This window comes from Amycolatopsis rifamycinica, assembly GCF_000695625.1.
Classification (GTDB): Bacteria; Actinomycetota; Actinomycetes; order Mycobacteriales; family Pseudonocardiaceae; genus Amycolatopsis; species Amycolatopsis rifamycinica.
Genome location: NZ_JMQI01000002.1, coordinates 83,999 through 100,144 on the forward strand (window position 1 = coordinate 83,999; position 16,146 = coordinate 100,144).

A 16,146-nucleotide genomic window follows, 5' to 3' on the forward strand; every position below is an offset into this window, starting at 1 on the left:
GGTGTCAGTCGATCAGCTCGACGGGCATCGTCACGATGCCGTGGAAAGTCGGGTTCCGCGTCCACTGCGGCCGGTCGAGGTCATACAGCGGCTTCATGGTGGGGATGCGACGCACGATTTCGCTCATGACTTCCTCGACTTCCATCCTGGCGAAGGCTGCGGCGATGCACGCGTGGTAGCCGCCGCCGAAGGCCAGTGCCTTCTTGACTCCCTGCCTGCCGAGCTTGAAGGAGCCGGCGTCGGCAAAGACGGCTTCGTCTCGTCCGGCAGCGCCGAGGAAGAAGTATACCGAGTCGTTGCCTCGGATGAGCTTTCCGCCGATTTCGATGTCCTTGGCCGCGTGGCGGGTGATGTATTGAATGGGTCCTTCGACGCGGATGCACTCCTCTACCGCCTCGGGCATCCGGGACGGGTCGGTCACGATCTGCTCGTAGGCTTCGGGGTGTGTGAAGAACTGGTGCAAGCAGTTGCTCAGCAGGAACTGCGGAATCTTGTGACCGCCGAAGATCAGGTGGATCGTCTGGCGGACGACTTCGATGTCCGCCAGCGCCTGGTCATCATCGGCCCCTTCCGAGATGAGGCGGGAGAGGAGGTCGTTCCGCGGCTTGGCTCGACGCTCGCGGATAGCATCGAACAGGAACTCGTGCATCTCGTTCATGCTGTTCCGGGTGTGGCCGCTGATCTCGCGGTCCGGTGCGGGCGAGACCACGAAGTCCTGCATGAAAGCCGCAATGTCATCGGACCACTTGATGAAGCGCTTGACCTCTTCGCCGGGGATGCCCAGCATCTTGCAGAGGATGAGTGCGGGGATGGGGTGCGCGATTTCCTTGACGAAGTCGAATGACCGGCCCTGTTCGAGCAGGATCCGGTCCAGATTGTCGGACACGATCTTCTTGATCTCGGGACGGATCAGTTCGACTTCGGAAGTCCAGAACGCGCGGTTCATGTGCTTGCGCAGCCGGGTGTGCACGGGACGGTCATTGTAGATCATCCAGGTGGAGATGATGTCCACGATGTCCGCGAAGTGTTCTTCTTCGCCGTCCGGAACGTTCTTCATCTTGTTCGTGATCAGCGGAGTGGTGATGAACCTGTCGCCCACCAGCAACTTGGCCACGTCTTCGTAGCGGGTAATGAACCATGACTGCGTCTCCTGGTGCCAGAACACCGGCTCCTTCGCTCGCAGTTCACTGTAGATCTCGTACTGCCGCTCGGCGTAGTCGGGGTCGTAGACGCTGAACTGGGCAACGGCCTGCTCGAGCTGGGTGGTCATGAAATCCCCCTCATGTGAAATAGTTGATTTGACCGGCTGTGGTCGATTCGGCTACCGCAAGCAGTTGGACATCTGTCATCTGGTGGAGAAAGTTGAGCACCGCCCGCGGTTCTCCCAGCGGGCCGGGGGCAGGAATCGCGCACCAGGTCGCCAAGTCGTCGATGCGAGATGCCGGAGAGCGTCGCAGGATATTGAACGCGTCGCAGATGCTGTGCTCGATGTAGTGGTCGAACTTGCGATTAATCTCGGTTTCGAGAAATGCGATCGCGACGACTGCCTGCAGAACAGTGATCTTCTTCTTGATCGGTGAAGGAACGGATACCGTCCTCGTCGACGAGTTTTCGTCGGTCACGATGCGGACCTGGCTGATCCAGGAGTCGACGTAGTCCCGCAGGCGCACACGCTCGAGGCTTCCTGCGGGGGAGAGCATTCCGGGAATGAGTGTCGAATACAGGTCTGAGAGTGTTTCCTCGACGGCCTCACGAGCGTCGCGAGTCAGCGGGTGGTCCGACACCTCCGCCGGAGGAAGGAGGGTGTGCATGACGTCGGCGGTGGAGGACGAACCGTGGAAGTGGACGAGGTCGTGGATGTCGAAGATGGCGTTGCTGAAGTCATCGGCGATGTCGACTACCTGCCACTCCGGACCACGGTCGGCAGCGCGTGGAAGAGTGGCCGAAAGTCTGGGAAAATCTGCCTGGTAGATGCCCTTCACCACGGTGGTGCGGAAAGGGTCGTAGCGGGGGATCGGCGTCGCGTACTTGACCAGTGCGGCGATGGTGGCTTTGCGCAGGGTGATGTGGTCACCCAGCAGCACGTGCACTGCTTGGGCGTTCGATTCAAACCCACCGTCGGAAGAAGTCAGCGTGTCGAGTTGTCGTTCGGCGACGTGCCCGAACGGCGGGTGGCCGATGTCGTGCGCCAGCGCCGCTGCCTCGATCGCGGGGATGTCCAGGTCGAAACCGTCGGTCCGGTTCAGTCGCCGTGCAATGGCAAGAGCCATTCTGTGCACCTCGAAAGAATGTACTTGACGGTTGCGCAGGCCGCGGGCGAATGGCGCCGGCACCAGTTGCGTCTTTCCGGAAAGTCGCTCAAAGAGCCGGAACTGCAGTACTCGCTCGGCGTCGTCGGGCTGGATTGCGCGTTCTTGTTCGAAGTCCAGTGTCGTCTTGGGCGTCACAGGGCGTCAGCCAATCGCGGTTGGTCGGCGAGGTCCGTGCTTACGGGCGTGCGCGAACACTCCGAAACTTCCGTGAAGTTTCAGATTCTGATCGCGAACAATCAGTCTTGGAGCAGCCGCACGACGGCGTCGTTGATGATGTCGATCACCGCGCCTGCCGATTTCCGGCCCACAGCCAGGACGTCCTTGTGGTCGAGGACGGCACCCGGCATGCCCGCAGCGGCATTGGTCACCAATGACATGCCGAGCACTTCTGCGCCACCCGCGGCGGCGGCGAGCGCCTCGATCGCCGTCGACATCCCAGCCAGATCGGCGCCGGCCTGTGCCGCCATCTTGATCTCCGCCGGTGATTCGAACTGCGGTCCGATGAACTGTGCGTAGACACCTGTCGGAGTATCGGGAAGCAGCGACTTCATCTCCGCGAGGAGCCGAGATGAGTAAATGGCCGATGGATCCAGGTTCGGCCGAAAGTTGAACGGGCTGACCCAGGTCAGGTTGATGTGGTCCCGAATGAGGACGACTTGACCCAGTCCATAATCGGGGTTGATTGCTCCGGCGGCGTTGGTCAGCACGACCAAGCGGCAGCCGACTGCCAGCGCGACGCGGACGGCGTGGGCGACGGCGAAGGGATCGCGTGACTCGTAATAGTGGGTGCGACCGCGAAAGACCAAGGCGCGCTTGTCGCCGAAGGGTACGGATTGAACGGTTCCTGCGTGACCTGCCACCGTGGTACCGACAAATCCTGGCAGGGTGGTCACCGAACGAAGATCCGATCCCCCGGCTTCCCAGCGTTGTGCGGCCGCGCTCCAGCCCGACCCCAAGACAATGCAGGCCGCGTGCTCACCCCAGTCGTTCAACAGCATCTTGCCGGCTTCGGCTGCCATCTGTTCCCACGTCGCCTGCGGTGCGACAAATGAATCGGACGGCGAGCGCCCAGACTCCGTCATGCTACAGCTCCCCCTCGTAGAGCAAAGTGCACGTCGAACTGCCGCGCTGTCTGAAGGCAGTCCGTGGAGCACGCTAGCCGACGGCGCATCAAGCGGTCCATTGCGGTCACCCAATTGTCGCAGAGCAATCACTGTGTGAACAGCTACCTGCGAGGCGCGGGACCTGCTGCGATTCTTTTGCCGCGGCCCCTGAATCATCTGTTATTGAACGTCGAATAGTTGAACCCTGACGCATAGCTGCCGTTAACCGGTCGCACTCAATGTCTGCGACAGTGAACTCCGCCGTTGGGACCAACGCTTCGTTGGTCTCGTCCAGGTGTGGAGGTCGTTGTGGCGTGGGTGGAGCAGTGCGGCAGCAGGTCTTGGCGAATGAGATATCGGCGGCAAGGTTTCGGTGTTGGTTCAGTGTCCGGGTTCGGCTCGCGGCGTGATGCGGAGCGAGGGGGGTGATGCGGCCGATGAGCGCCTAAGCAGGCGCTGCCGTCGTTCTTGGTCGCGTTGCTGCGCGAGCACCTCGCGCGGCACCAGTACGAGTTCGTGTTCACCACGCCGAGCGGGACGTGGCTGTGGCGCTCGACGTTCCTGCGGCGGGTCTTCCACCCCGCGTCGACGGCACCAAGGCATCCGGGACGAAGGCGGGCTATGCGCAGGTTCGACCGGGTTGACCGTCCGCGGGCTGCGCACAGTCGCAAGACGTGGCTGATCGCCGGCGGTGCGCCGGAGAGCGCGTAGGCCCGTCGGCTCGGGCATCACCTGAATAACCGGTCATCGAGACCTACTCTCCCACGTCGCCCGGAGGTCGAGCAGTGGCTACTGGAGGAGCTCGAGCGTCGCTGGCACACCGCGGCGCCTCCACCACCGACACCATCGCCGGGTGTGGCCGACGGCGGGCGGACGGCGCCGGTCGTTCCCCTCTTCGCCACGGTGGGGCCACCGGTCGGCCGGGCCCGCGAACAGCAGGAACACCGCGCCGACGCCATATCGAAGGTGGGTTGGTGCTCCAGTTCTGCCCCGCCAAGAGCACAAGATCACGCCTCAAGCCGATCACCGAAGATCGAACCCACACGCAGAAAACCCCTCCGATCAGCCCGGAAGGCTGAAACGAAGGGGTTCCTCACGATGTGGAGCTAAGGGGACTCGAACCCCTGACCCCCTCACTGCCAGTGTGGGTCGATCATGGCGCTGACCTGCCGCGATAGAGAATCCCCCAGTGAAATGATGCGCTTCGGTGCCGTTGCCTGCAACCGTGTGTTGTTGAGTGCGGTTGTGACAGGGGATATGCCCCAGCCGTGCCCCAGCGAAATTAATGAGAGGACTGCGGCGCGCTCGTTTCGAACATCTGACGCAGCAGGCAGGCAACCCACGCACGGATCCGACCGGGCAGGATCAGACGGGGCCGTGTCGTGTCGTGGGTCACTGTCATGAGCGGCGTTGCTTTTGAAGGCCGCGCCCGAGTTGAGGTGCTGCTGAGAGCGGCTTGCTGCGACGCACGCTCTGCGGCATGTGAGTATGTTCGCGGGGGCGCCGCGCGGGCCGACCACGGTCACCGTGAACAGCGCGATGCCGATCCTGGCGGCGACCGCGAAACGCGGGTCCGGCGTCGCCCTGGGTGGGCTCATCGGCCGGGGGCCGGGGGTTGCACCAGGGGCAGCAGGACCTCGTCGACGATCGCTGTCACCTCGGCCGCGGTCACCGTCCCTGCCTCCATGTGTTCGACGAGAACCAGGCGTGGTCCCACCGCGGCGATCCGGGCGGTGGCCGCGGCGGGGCGTGCCTCCCCGTGCTCGGCGGCGTCGGTCAGCAGGCCGAGGATCAGCTCCTGGCGGGGGCGCAGCACGAGGGTGCGGACCCGGGCGAACAGCTCCGGGTTGCGCGCTCGCTGGGTGATCAACGGGCGCAGGGCCCGGCCGTGCGGTTCGTCGAGCACCCGGGCCAGCTCGCCGAGCAGGGCCAGCAGATCGCCGCGGAGGGTTCCGGTTTCCGGTGGCCGGGTCTCCCCGAAGCCCGCGTCCGGGTCGGTGAGCGCGGCCAGTACCAGATCCTCGGGCGTCGCCCACCGCCGGTAGAGCGCCGCCTTGCCGGTCCGCGCGCGGGCCGCGACCTTTTCGAAGCTCAGCTCCTCGAACGAGGTTTCGGCCAGTTCGACCAGCGCAGCTTCGAGGATCGCGCGGATCAGCGCGTCGCCCCGGCGCCGGGTCTCCCCCATCGGATGCTCCTCTCGTGTACGTTCGTTAGTGAACGATACCGTTCCTTATGAGAGGGTGGGCGATGACGGCCATCACGAACGTCCGGGTCTTCGACGGCGCCGGGCTCACGGAACCGCGGACCGTCTTCGTCGACGGCGGCCGCCTGTCCGACGAAGCCACCGGCGGCCCGGTGCTTGACGGAGCCGGGCAAATCCTGCTTCCCGGCCTCATCGACGCCCATGTCCACCTGCACGGTCGGGAGAATCTCGAACAGTTCACCCGGTTCGGCGTCACCACGGCCTTGGACATGGCGACGACGTCGGCCGCGCTGCTGGCCGGCCTGCGGGACCAGCCGGGGCTCACCGACATCCGCAGCGCGGGCGTGCCCGCGATCGGGCCGGGCGGGATGCACGCCCGCATGCCCGGCATGCCCGCCGAAGCGGTCGTCACCGATCCGGCGCGGGCGGCGGGCTTCGTCGCGGCCCGCACGGCGGCCGGGTCGGACTACCTCAAGATCGTGCTCGAAGCCCCCGGGGGCGGCGGCCCCGAACTGCCGGTTGTCCGCGCACTCACCGAGGCCGCGCACGCGGCCGGGCTGCTGGTCGTCGCGCACGCCTCAAACACCGGGGCGTACACGATGGCGCTGGACGCGGGCGTGGACGTCGTCACGCACGCACCGCTCGGGCCACCGATCGCGGACGAGGACCTCGCGCGGGCGAAGGTCGTCGTGCCGACGCTGACGATGATGAAGGGCATTTCGGCGGCGGCCGGTCGGCCGCAGCTCTACGCGGGTGCGGCGACGTCGGTGACCCGGCTCCACCGCGCGGGCGCGGCCGTCCTGGCCGGTACCGACGCGAACGCCGCGCCGGGATCCCCGTCCCCTGTCGCGCACGGCGCGAGCCTGCACGACGAGCTCGAGCTGCTCGTCGCCGCCGGCCTGTCCACAGTGGAGGCATTGCGCGCCGCGACCGTGTTGCCGGCGAAGCACTTCGGGCTGACCGACCGCGGCGCGATCCGGCCGGGGCTGCGCGCAGACCTGGTTCTGCTCGACGGCAACCCGGTCGCCGACATCCGCACCACGCGTGCGATCAGCCGGGTCTGGTGCGCAGGGGTCGAGCTTTGATTCAGGCCCAGGGCGACCGAGGAGGAGAGCTTGCCATCGACTTGTCGGAAGTCTGCTCGCTACCGCTCGAGGATCTCAATTCGGCAAGACCGTGCGTTGGATGTCGGGTCGCGGACGCCATGTACGCGGCCAGGATGTAGTTGGGGTGTCGGTCGAGGTTTATGCGGGCGCGGTCGTAGCGCATGGTCGTGCGTGGGTCGGCGTGTCGAGCGGCGATCTGGACGTCGCGCAGGTCGACGCCCGCGTCGAGCATTGTGGTGACGAATGTGTGGCGAAGCATGTGCGGGTGCAACCGAGGCAGTCGCATGACCGAGGCCTCGGCCAGCCGACGTAACCGACGGTGGCGCAGTGCTGGCGGCAAGGGCACCAGCACGACTTTGCCGCCCTTGCCGACCACACGCAGTACTCGGTGTCCGTGTTCCTCGCCGATGTCGGTGATGTCTGCGCTGCAGGCCTCGAATACGCGGAGGCCGAGTAGGCCGAGCATCGCCACCAGCGCGAAGTCGAACGGGTTCACCGATTCCCGCGCCGCGGTCGGTAGGGCCTCGAATTGCAGGTGTGACAGGCCGAGGGTCGGTGACTCGTTGGGCACCATCGGACGTCGGACGTACTCCGCTGGCGAGTGCTCGAGCACGGTGTCGATGACGCAGGTGCGGTAGAAGCCGGCGACCACGGACATCCTGCGCGAAACCGTGGAGGGCTTGAACCGTCGCACCTCCCTGCATTCAGCGCACGTAGAGCTCAATCTGCGCCCGGCGCGCTGCCAGCGGAGCGAGGTCGCGTTCGCCGCACCAGGTGAAGAAGATCCGCAAGTCCGACGCTGAATGCGTTCGCGAGACGCCGGTATAGCGTCCGAGGTACGCCGTAGCCGCCAGTCGTAACACCGTTTCGTCGAGGTCTGAGGGCTTCATGACCTCCGATGCTGGGAGAGGAAGCTCCATGCGCAAGGCCAAGAGGAGTGCGCGCCACCTGCGGCAGATGAGTGCGTTAGTCATTCTTGGCGGAGTCGAGCGGGTCGTCATCGACCTTGTCTGCTTCCCGGGAGACCTCGAATCCGAGGAACCGCAGTCGGACCCACATGGGGCGCGCGGAGGTCTTCACCATCCGCGTGATGATCAGCACCGTTCCCATCATGACGATCAGCACGGCCACCGCGACATACGGCGACGATCCCGTGAGGAACCCCCACATCACGACTCCCGTTCCCGGCCTCAGGCCGTGACCCGTGTCCGACCCGTGTGATCCAGACCCCGAGACGGTACGATCGCTGCTCGTCATCCGGCCTGGTCGTGAGGACATCCACGCAGGTCATGCGGATGCAAGTCGGTACATCAAGCGACATCCAGGACGGAGGCCCGGTGGCCAAGCGTCTCCCCGGGCAGCCGAGGCGATGGTCTCGCTTCACCGGCGGCACCGCTGAGACCCGCGCCTTGGCGCAGTTCCTGCGGGAACTCCTGGATCGCAGCCCCGAACCGCTTGGGGAACTCGGCCGGCGCCTGAACGTGTCCGCTCAGACCCTGTCGAACCGGGTCAACGCGCTGAAGCGACCGGACTGGGACTTCGTGCGGAACGTGGTGGATCTGGCATACGGTGCCGGCGACATTGCAGGCCGGTTGACGAAGCTGCACGAGGCCGAACAGTTGTGGCATCGAGCCAGCCCGGCCAACACAACGTCCCCTGCGTACCCCGGGGCCGCCCAGCCGGTGCCGGTCAAGGACGACCTACGCAGCATCGGCGGTCCTGATGGTTCGGGCGTGCCGGCGATGGAGTCGGCTTCGGCCAATCCCGGTCTCCCGCACGTCCAGCCCATCCCCGTCGATGCCGACCACCTCGAGATCTGCAAGCCGGCCGATCGCGATTCGCTGGTGTACGGGCAGGTCAAGCAGTTCGCCGCGCGGATCCTCGACGCGGTCGCGGAGAAACAGCCGGCGGGCGAGAACTCGGCTCGCCGGTCCGCGTTGCCCCTTCCCTCCAGTCACTTCACCGGCCGTGACGACGTCGCCGACGCAGTCGTGAACCTGCTGGAGCGGCGGAGAGCGGCTGGCGTCCCCTTGGGTGTCCACGTGTTCGACGGCATGGCCGGGGTCGGCAAGACCGAGCTGGTCGTGCAGATCGGCCATCGGATCGCGGACGGTTTCCCGGACGGCGTGCTGTTCCTGGACCTGGCCGGGTACCGGCCGGACATGGAGCCGATCCCGCCGGCGCAGGCGCTGCGCCTCCTGCTGGCGCAATGCGGCGTCGTGCCCGAGGAGACACAGCAGGCTGAGCCCTTCCTGCGCACCCTGTGGCGCGATGCGTGCGCCGGCCGGCGAATGCTGGTCATCCTCGACAATGCCCGGGACCAGGACCAGGTGGCATCGCTGCTGCCCGACGCCCAGGACTGCCTCGTGCTGGTCACCAGCCGGACCGCGTTGATCGGGCTGTGGGCCGGCACTCCTTGGAAGCTGGAGGAGCTTCCGGCCCAGGAGGCGGAAGGGCTGTTGCGGTCGATCGCGGATCTGCCGACCGGCCGGCACGAAACCGAAGTCGCCGAGGTGGTCCGCCAATGCGGCAGGCTGCCGCTGGCGATCGTCATCGCCGGGTCCATGCTCGTCCACCGGCCCGGATACAGCCCCGGCGAGCTGGCCGAGGACCTGCGGCGCGAACGCGCCTTCCTGGACGACCTGGCCGAGAACGACGGCTCGCTGCACATCGCGGTGCACGCCTCGCTACGCCTTTCGTACCGGGGCCTGCCGAAGAGCCTCATGACGGCGTTCCGGCTGTGCGCCTGGCACCCCGGTCCCGAGGTCACCGAGCCCGCGCTGGCCGCGATGCTCATCGAGCCGACGGACCACGACCACCCGGTCCGGGTCTCCGAGCGCACGATCGCCGACGCCCGCCGACGCCTGCTCGCCCTTGCCGACCGCAACCTGCTGCGACCGCACTCGAACACCCACCGATTCGGCCTCCACGACCTGGTCCGCGCGTCGGGCCGGCTGCTGGCCGACGACGGCACGGGGTACGACCGCGAGCACGTGCTCAAGCACCTCCACCGGGCGTACTGGGCCACCGTCCAGCAGGTCGAACTGTGGCGGTACGGCGGCCGGCCGCTCAGCGGAACCCTGACAGCACCCGAAGGAGACACGCCGCTCGTCCCGATCCCCGACGTGGACGCCGGCGACGCCTGGGTGCTCCGGGAGCGCGAAAACCTGATGGCGTTCATCGATGCTCTCGGGGACCGGCCGTTCTTCGGAGCGGTAATGCTGGCCGCGCAGCTGCGGGACCTCGGGATGCTCGCCGACGCCGAGCGCTGCTACCGATCCGCTGAGCGTTCCTCGGCGGCGATCGGATCCGAAGAGGGACGCGCGCTCGCGGTTCGCGGATGTGCGGAGACCGCCGCAAGGAGGGGCGACGCCGCCGCCGCGCGCAGGGAGTACCAGCGGGCCAGGAAGATCAGCCGCCGGGCAGGCGACACCATGGGGATCGCACTGGCGTTGCGTGGTCTCGGGAGCCTCGAGTTCCTCGTTGACGACCTCGACGCGGCCGAAGAACACCTGCACCGAGCGGCCTCGCTGCTCGCCGACCACCCACGAACGCGTGAAGGACACCCCATCGCGGTGCGGGACCACGGGAAGACACTGGCCGCACTCGGCGAGGTCGAGCACGCCCGGGGCAACCACCTGTCCGCACTTGAGCTGTTGGAACGGGCCCGGCTGAGCCTCGTCCGCGCCGGTGACGAGCGGGGCCGGCAGTCGCTTGCGATCCGGTTCGCCGAAGTACAGCAGTGCCTTGGGGACTTCGACAGCGCGCGACACAACCTCGACCTGCTCCTGCGGGAACAGGGGTTGTCCGCTGACGCCCAAGCCGCGGCGTGGTGGCAGCTGGGCCAGGTTGAGAAGGAAATCGGCGATCCGGTCGACGCCATTGCCTTGTTCGAGCGAGTCCTGCGCGTGCAGGAGCAACGCGAGGAACCTCTCGGCCTGGCCAACGCAGTGCTCGGACTGGCCGACGCCAAGCGTTTGGCCGGGCGCCTGACCGACGCAGCGGCCGACTTCGAGCGGGCCCGGGCCCGGAGTGAGGAACTCAGCGATTTCAGCGGCGTCGCCGACGCGACGCTGGGCTTGGGCGATGTCGCCGAAGCCGCCGGCGATCACCCGCGGGCGGTCCGGCTCTGGCGGGAAGCGCTCGTCCTCGCCACGAACGTCGACGCGGCCAGGATCATTTATAAGGCCCGCATACGCCTGGGCGCCGCGCGGTAAGATCATTGGCTGCCGACCATCTGCACAACCGCCTGTACGGCTCGGACGGGAGACACTCTCCACGCGACTTGAGAAGGGCGTGCGAACGCGGTAGGCGCTGTCATCGGCATTAGCGCGCGTCAGGTGCTCGCCTCGCGGCATGAGAGTGCGTTCGCTACGGCACGGTTCTGCTGGCGGCGTGGCGTCCAGGGCGTCAGGACTCGCCAATGGCGTTCGGGTGTTGCCTGGGGTCGTTGAATGCTTCGCCGGTCATGACTTGGCCACGACGCGCAGGGGTGCGTGGCGCATGAGGAGGCTCATCAGGACCCAGGGCCATGCCGGGACCGTGGCTTCCGGCTGCTCGACTTCGATGGCTTCATCATGGCGGTCACGCCTTTTTCCGTGGAGACGATCATCGGCGTCGGCTCGTCGCCGGTGGTGGTCAGCTCCGATTCGATGTAGCCCGGGAACAGCGTGGTCACCTTGATCGGGATGTCGAGCAGGGATGCGCGGATGCCCTCGGCGAGCACGGCGACGCCGGCTTTGCTGGCGCCGTACGCGGTGAGGCGGGGCAGTGCGCGCACCGCGCTGACGGAGGAGATCGCCACCAGGTGACCGGCACCTTGCTCGCGGAAGAACTCGACCGCCACTTCGGCCTGGACGAGGCAGCAGCCGACGAGGTTCGTCCGCAGGATCCGCGCGTTGGCCCTGAACCCGCCGGTACCGATTGGCTTCCCGTGGCAGACGCCCGCGTTGGCGATGACGGACGTGGAGGTGATGGACCGCGACTTTGATCGCCGGGTGGGCGGGGGAGAGCGCGTCCTGCAGGGGCAGGAGCCGCTCGGTCCGGCGGGCGCACAGCGCGAGGTTGCTGCCGAGTGCGGCGTGCTTGCGCGCCATCGCTTCTTCCGGACCGGAACCGGCGCCGGTGATGAGGACGTTCTTCCTGAAGGTCATTGGAGACATCGGCCGGTGTTTCGCGGACGGGTTGTGACTTCAAGTCCCTAGGTGATATCGAGGGGGCGCTTAGGGACGCATGAGTTGGGCTCGTTACGAGAACGGTCCGGATTTCGAGCTATGCTGTCCTCATGGTCGAGAGTGAAGCCGGCGAGGCGGTGCTGCGGTTCGTGAACACGCACGCCGACGGCGGAGGGCGTCCGGAGCTGTTCGGGACCGCGAGGGGCTTCGCGGACTGGGCCGCCGGTCACGAGCTGCTGCCGCCGGATGTCGTGGTCACCGAGTCCGACGCCGTCGCGGCGCGCGAGCTGCGGGACGCGCTGGTCACCGTGCTGCTCGCGCACGCGGCAGCCCCGGCGCCGGGGCTGCCGGACGCGGAAAAGTATCTGGAGCAGGCGGGCGCGCGTTACCCGCTGGTCGCGGTGATCGGCCGTGAGGGGGCGCGACTGCGGCCGGCGGCCGGCGGGGTGCCGGGCGTGCTGGCCGGGGTGCTCGGCGCGGTCGCCGAGGCGGCCCAGGGTGACGTTTGGGGACGGCTCAAGGCCTGCTGCAATCCGCCGTGCCACTTCGGGTTCTTCGACCGCACGCGCAACCGGTCCGGCCGCTTCTGCAGCCCCGGGTGCAGTTCCCAGGTCTCCATGCGCGCCATGCGCAAGCGCCGCAAGGACGCCGAGATGGCTTAGGCGCGCGAGGAGGCCGTGTTCGGCCTGCGCGACGAGCCCTCCGGCGGCGTCCACGCCGTGGTGGACGCGGTGACGCTCGATCCGTCGGGGCACCATTCGAACGCCGCCTTGGCGGTGCGGGCGGCCGCGAGCGAGCGGCACCTGGTGCGGATGTTCCGCGAAGAACGAGGGATCACGCCCGCCACGTTCGTGGAACTGACCCGGCTCGAAGCGGCGAAAAGGCTGTTGCCGACCACCGACGCCAGCCAGGAGACGGTGGCGCGTCGCGTCGAGTTCGGTTCGTCCAAGACCGCGCGGCGGACGTTCCGCCGGCAGCTCGCGGTGTCTCCCGGCGTGTAGCGGAGCCGGTCGCGGGCCGGTTGACCGGGCGGCCCCGGGGCGGCCTGGTGCCCCGGGGTCGCTGCGTCTCAGGCCGCCGTCTCGGCCGTGGCGACCAGGACGGCGCGGCCGAGGATGTGGCTCGCCATCTGGAAGCCGAGGTAGGCCGGCGTGCCCTGGGGGTCGACTTCGATGTGCTCGACGTCGAGGGCGTGCACGACGATGAAGTAGCGGTGTTCGCCGTGTCCGGCGGGCGGGGCCGCGCCGAGGAAGCGGGGCGCCCGGGCGTCGTTGGGCAGCTGGAACGCGCCTTCGGGGAGACCCGATCCGGTGTCGTCGCCGGCGCCTTCGTCGATGCTGGTGACCCCGGCCGGGATGTCGGCGACGGCCCAGTGGGTGAAGCCGCAGCCGGTGGGGGCGTCCGGGTCGTACACGGTGATCGCGTAGCTGCGGGTCCCGGCCGGGGCCCCGTGCCAGGACAGCTGGGGCGAGCGGTCTTCGCCGCCCGGGATCCCGGCGATGCCGGACAGCTGCGCGACGGGCAGCGGCTTGCCGTCGGTGACGGTCGTGCTGGTCACGGCGAACGACGCCGCCTCGGGGAGGCGCGCGAACGGGTCGTTGAGCGTCATGCTGGTCCTCTTCTGAGAGTTCAATCGACTATCGTATTGATAATCGATTATCGTATGGATAGTCTATGGTGCCGACATGGCAGGAAGTCAAGTGGTGCCGGGGAGCGAGGGGAAGCGGATGCTGTCGGAGCAGGTCCACACGCGGCTGCGCGACGCGATCATGCGCGGGGAACACGCGCCGGGCGCGCCGCTCAAGCCGCAGGAGCTGGCGAAGGCGCACGGCGTCAGCCTGGTCGTCGTCCGCGAGGCGCTGGTGCGCCTGGTCGGGGAGGGGCTCGCGGACCGGCTGCCCAACCGGGGGTTCGCCGTGCCGGAGTTCTCCGACCGCCGGTGGCAGGAGCTCGCCCAGGCCCGCTGCGTGGTCGAGCCGGCGATGCTGCGCCTGGCCGTGGCGAACGGCGACCTGGACTGGGAAGCCCGGGTCCGCGCCGCGCACCACCGGCTCGAACGGACTCCGGTGCTGGATCCCGCAGAAGGCGACTACATGAGCAGCGCCTGGTCCGAGGCGCACCGGCAGTTCCACCGCACCTTGCTGGACGGCTGCGGCAACGCGCCGCTGCTGGACACCTTCGACCGGATGTGGACCGCGACCGAGCTGGCGCGGCGGTGGTCCGGGCGGGCCACCCCCGGCCGCGACCACGTCGCCGAACACCGCGAACTGGAGGAAGCGGCGCTGGCCCGCGACGCCGAGCGGGCCGCGACCTGCCTGTACCGCCACCTGTCGACCACGGCCGAAGCCCTCGAGCCGGCCGACGTCATCGCCCGAAGGAAGGAAACCTGATGAAAGTGGCCAACCTCGCCGGCCGGCTGCACCTGATCACCGGGACCGGAGCCGTCGACGTCGCCGACGCCAGCGCCGGCCGGTTCGACCCGGACCCGGCCCGCATCTACGGCCGGTGGCGGGAATTCGTGGCGTGGGAGCGGGAAGCGGCGCTGCCGCGGGGAAGGGCGTTCGATCCGGCCGAGCTCGGGCCGCCGACCCCGGAGCCGTCGCAGCTCGTCGCGATCGGCCTCAACTACCGCGAGCACGCCTCGGAAACCGGCGTGCCGGCTCCCGAGGGGCTGCCGCCGGTGTTCCTGAAGTTCCGGTCGTCGCTGTCCGGTCCGTACACGACGGTGCACTTGCCCGAGGGCGACGTCGACTGGGAGGTCGAGCTCGCCGTCGTCATCGGTGCCCCCGCGGATCGGATCGGTGAGTCCGATGCGGCCGGGGTCATCGCCGGCTACACCGTCGCCCAGGACCTGTCCGAGCGGATCCTGCAGATGGCCGGCCCGGCGCCCCAGTTCGGCCTGGCCAAGTCCCATCCCGGGTTCACCCCGCTCGGCCCGTGGCTGGTCACCCCGGACGAGATCCCCGATCCGGCGAATCTGCGGCTGAGCACCCTGGTCAACGGCGAACCGGTCCAGGACTGCTCCACGCGGGACCTCCTGGTTCCGGTCCCGGCCCTGATCGCCGGGATCTCCCGCGTGGCGACGCTGTACCCCGGCGACGTCATCCTGACCGGGACTCCCTCGGGTGTCGGCATGGGCCGCACACCGTCCCGCTACCTCTCACCCGGCGACACCCTCATCACGCGCATCGAGCGCATCGGCTCCCTGCGGCAGCACTTCGTCGCTGCCTGACGTTTCAACTATCTCTTTACAATGGCAACTGTTATCCTGCTCGCTCTTGAATAGTTGTGAGCTAAAATCTTAAGGTCATAACCATGACGAACGCAACGAACACCACCGCGACCCCCTCAACCCGCGTCTGGTTGATCACCGGCGCCTCCTCCGGCATCGGCCGCGAACTGGCCGGCCAGGCACTCGCCGCCGGTGAGTCGGTCGTCGCCGTCGCCCGCGACGCCGCCAAGCTCGCCGACCTCGGCCCCGCCGAACGGCTGCTGACCATCAGCGCCGACGTCCGCGACGAAAGCGCGGTGCGGCAGGCGGTCGAGCAAGCGGTCGCGCGGTTCGGCCGGATCGACGTCCTCGCCAACAACGCCGGCTACGGCGTCTTCGGCGCCGTCGAGGAAGCCGCCGACATCCAGGCCCGCGCTCTGTTCGACACGAACGTCTTCGGTGTGCTCAACGTGCTGCGCGCGGCGCTGCCGGTGCTGCGCGCCCAGCGGTCCGGGCACATCCTGCAGGGCTCCTCGATCTTCGGGCAGACCGCCGCACCCGGCTTCGGCATGCTCGCTGCGAGCAAGTACGCCGTCGAAGGCCTCTCCGACGCGCTCGCCCTCGAAGTCGCGCCGCTGGGCATCAAGGTGACCCTGGTTCAGCCCGGCCCGACCGCCACCGCCTTCGGCGCCAACGTCGACCCGGCGCAGGGCGCACACACCGACTACGACGCCACCGTCCGCGCGCCGCAGGCCGACACCCCCGCGTCCAGCGCGGCCAAGGTGGCCGAAGGCATCCGCGCGGCCGTCGCCGACCCCAACCCGCCACGGCGCCTAGCGCTCGGGGTCGTCAGCGCCAACGCGATGCGTGAGGCCCTCACCGCCCGGCTGGCCGACCTCGACACCTGGGCCGCGGTCAGCGAGAAGGTCGACGCGTGATCCGCTTGCCGCTGTCGACCAAGCCGACGCCGATCGAACCCGCACCCCGGCCTCGCCAAGGCACTCGGGCTGGGACCGGACGATCTCTGGGTCAAGCGC

16 protein-coding genes are annotated in these 16,146 nt (G+C 68.1%); 7 read left to right on the forward strand and 9 right to left on the reverse strand.

Annotated features, from left to right (window positions below; translation table 11 throughout):
* Positions 1-4: 4 nt before the first annotated feature.
* From DV20_RS01270 to DV20_RS01285, 4 genes are all read right to left on the reverse strand, one after another.
* Complete coding sequence (locus tag DV20_RS01270) at positions 5-1,270, reverse strand: cytochrome P450 (RefSeq protein ID WP_063607767.1); 1,266 nt, start codon at positions 1,268-1,270, stop codon at positions 5-7.
* Positions 1,271-1,280: 10 nt separating this feature from the next.
* On the reverse strand, positions 1,281-2,447 hold the full coding sequence (locus DV20_RS42920) for an HD domain-containing protein (protein ID WP_152603603.1): 1,167 nt from the start codon (positions 2,445-2,447) through the stop codon (positions 1,281-1,283).
* A 101-nt stretch (positions 2,448-2,548) separates the two neighbouring features.
* Complete coding sequence (locus tag DV20_RS01280; protein WP_051735746.1) at positions 2,549-3,394, reverse strand: purine-nucleoside phosphorylase; 846 nt, start codon at positions 3,392-3,394, stop codon at positions 2,549-2,551.
* A 1,615-nt stretch (positions 3,395-5,009) separates the two neighbouring features.
* On the reverse strand, positions 5,010-5,600 hold the full coding sequence (locus DV20_RS01285; RefSeq protein WP_043775524.1) for a TetR/AcrR family transcriptional regulator: 591 nt from the start codon (positions 5,598-5,600) through the stop codon (positions 5,010-5,012).
* A gap of 62 nt (positions 5,601-5,662) precedes the next feature.
* On the opposite strand from DV20_RS01285, the gene DV20_RS01290 reads away from it, so the two are divergent.
* Positions 5,663-6,703, forward strand: coding sequence for an amidohydrolase family protein (locus DV20_RS01290; RefSeq protein WP_043775526.1), 1,041 nt, complete (start codon positions 5,663-5,665; stop codon positions 6,701-6,703).
* 1 nt (position 6,704) lies between these two features.
* Here DV20_RS01290 and DV20_RS45730 read toward each other — a convergent pair whose 3' ends face one another.
* From DV20_RS45730 to DV20_RS01300, 3 genes are all read right to left on the reverse strand, one after another.
* On the reverse strand, positions 6,705-7,382 hold the full coding sequence (locus tag DV20_RS45730; RefSeq protein WP_063607768.1) for a tyrosine-type recombinase/integrase: 678 nt from the start codon (positions 7,380-7,382) through the stop codon (positions 6,705-6,707).
* Between the two features lie 46 nt (positions 7,383-7,428).
* Positions 7,429-7,614, reverse strand: coding sequence for a hypothetical protein (locus DV20_RS45735; protein WP_063607769.1), 186 nt, complete (start codon positions 7,612-7,614; stop codon positions 7,429-7,431).
* A gap of 76 nt (positions 7,615-7,690) precedes the next feature.
* Positions 7,691-7,894, reverse strand: a complete 204-nt coding sequence (locus DV20_RS01300; RefSeq protein WP_152603604.1) for a hypothetical protein — start codon at positions 7,892-7,894, stop codon at positions 7,691-7,693.
* Positions 7,895-7,941: 47 nt separating this feature from the next.
* Here DV20_RS01300 and DV20_RS01305 point away from each other — a divergent pair, with 47 nt between their 5' ends.
* Positions 7,942-10,941: a tetratricopeptide repeat protein gene (locus DV20_RS01305; protein ID WP_152603605.1), complete on the forward strand. Its 3,000-nt coding sequence runs from the start codon at positions 7,942-7,944 to the stop codon at positions 10,939-10,941.
* 299 nt (positions 10,942-11,240) lie between these two features.
* Here DV20_RS01305 and DV20_RS01310 read toward each other — a convergent pair whose 3' ends face one another.
* Positions 11,241-11,699, reverse strand: a complete 459-nt coding sequence (locus DV20_RS01310; RefSeq protein ID WP_326938448.1) for an SDR family NAD(P)-dependent oxidoreductase — start codon at positions 11,697-11,699, stop codon at positions 11,241-11,243.
* 309 nt (positions 11,700-12,008) lie between these two features.
* On the opposite strand from DV20_RS01310, the gene DV20_RS01315 reads away from it, so the two are divergent.
* Together DV20_RS01315 and DV20_RS01320 are read left to right on the forward strand one after the other, a co-directional pair.
* Positions 12,009-12,560: a CGNR zinc finger domain-containing protein gene (locus DV20_RS01315; protein ID WP_235190677.1), complete on the forward strand. Its 552-nt coding sequence runs from the start codon at positions 12,009-12,011 to the stop codon at positions 12,558-12,560.
* A 15-nt stretch (positions 12,561-12,575) separates the two neighbouring features.
* On the forward strand, positions 12,576-12,899 hold the full coding sequence (locus tag DV20_RS01320; protein WP_051735747.1) for a helix-turn-helix domain-containing protein: 324 nt from the start codon (positions 12,576-12,578) through the stop codon (positions 12,897-12,899).
* Between the two features lie 68 nt (positions 12,900-12,967).
* Here the strand turns inward: DV20_RS01320 and DV20_RS01325 are convergent, their stop codons facing one another.
* Entirely contained in the window at positions 12,968-13,507 is a 540-nt protein-coding gene (locus DV20_RS01325) for a YbhB/YbcL family Raf kinase inhibitor-like protein (protein ID WP_043775532.1), read from the reverse strand.
* Between the two features lie 118 nt (positions 13,508-13,625).
* Between DV20_RS01325 and DV20_RS01330 the strand changes: the two genes are divergently transcribed.
* The 3 genes from DV20_RS01330 to DV20_RS01340 all read left to right on the forward strand — a co-directional run bounded on the left by DV20_RS01330 (position 13,626) and on the right by DV20_RS01340 (position 16,047).
* The gene (locus DV20_RS01330) at positions 13,626-14,288 is read left to right on the forward strand and encodes a GntR family transcriptional regulator (RefSeq protein WP_084093267.1); all 663 of its coding nucleotides are present in this window, start codon (positions 13,626-13,628) and stop codon (positions 14,286-14,288) included.
* Positions 14,288-15,130: a fumarylacetoacetate hydrolase family protein gene (locus DV20_RS01335; RefSeq protein WP_043775537.1), complete on the forward strand. Its 843-nt coding sequence runs from the start codon at positions 14,288-14,290 to the stop codon at positions 15,128-15,130. The genes DV20_RS01330 and DV20_RS01335 overlap by 1 nt, the downstream gene beginning before the upstream one ends.
* Positions 15,131-15,213: 83 nt before the next feature.
* Positions 15,214-16,047 (forward strand): SDR family NAD(P)-dependent oxidoreductase, encoded by an 834-nt coding sequence (locus tag DV20_RS01340; protein WP_051735748.1) that lies wholly within the window; start codon positions 15,214-15,216, stop codon positions 16,045-16,047.
* The last annotated feature ends 99 nt before the right edge of the window (positions 16,048-16,146 follow it).

Excerpts from the sequence above, each read along its gene's own strand:
- DV20_RS01270 (WP_063607767.1), bottom strand. The coding sequence starts at position 1,270 with ATGACCACCCAGCTCGAGCAGGCCGTTGCCCAGTTCAGCGTCTACGAC.
- DV20_RS01280 (WP_051735746.1), bottom strand. The coding sequence starts at position 3,394 with ATGACGGAGTCTGGGCGCTCGCCGTCCGATTCATTTGTCGCACCGCAG.
- DV20_RS01285 (WP_043775524.1), bottom strand. The coding sequence starts at position 5,600 with ATGGGGGAGACCCGGCGCCGGGGCGACGCGCTGATCCGCGCGATCCTC.
- DV20_RS01290 (WP_043775526.1), top strand. The coding sequence starts at position 5,663 with ATGACGGCCATCACGAACGTCCGGGTCTTCGACGGCGCCGGGCTCACG.
- DV20_RS45730 (WP_063607768.1), bottom strand. The coding sequence starts at position 7,382 with ATGTCCGTGGTCGCCGGCTTCTACCGCACCTGCGTCATCGACACCGTG.
- DV20_RS45735 (WP_063607769.1), bottom strand. The coding sequence starts at position 7,614 with ATGAAGCCCTCAGACCTCGACGAAACGGTGTTACGACTGGCGGCTACG.
- DV20_RS01300 (WP_152603604.1), bottom strand. The coding sequence starts at position 7,894 with ATGTGGGGGTTCCTCACGGGATCGTCGCCGTATGTCGCGGTGGCCGTG.
- DV20_RS01315 (WP_235190677.1), top strand. The coding sequence starts at position 12,009 with ATGGTCGAGAGTGAAGCCGGCGAGGCGGTGCTGCGGTTCGTGAACACG.
- DV20_RS01325 (WP_043775532.1), bottom strand. The coding sequence starts at position 13,507 with ATGACGCTCAACGACCCGTTCGCGCGCCTCCCCGAGGCGGCGTCGTTC.
- DV20_RS01330 (WP_084093267.1), top strand. The coding sequence starts at position 13,626 with ATGCTGTCGGAGCAGGTCCACACGCGGCTGCGCGACGCGATCATGCGC.
- DV20_RS01335 (WP_043775537.1), top strand. The coding sequence starts at position 14,288 with ATGAAAGTGGCCAACCTCGCCGGCCGGCTGCACCTGATCACCGGGACC.
- DV20_RS01340 (WP_051735748.1), top strand. The coding sequence starts at position 15,214 with ATGACGAACGCAACGAACACCACCGCGACCCCCTCAACCCGCGTCTGG.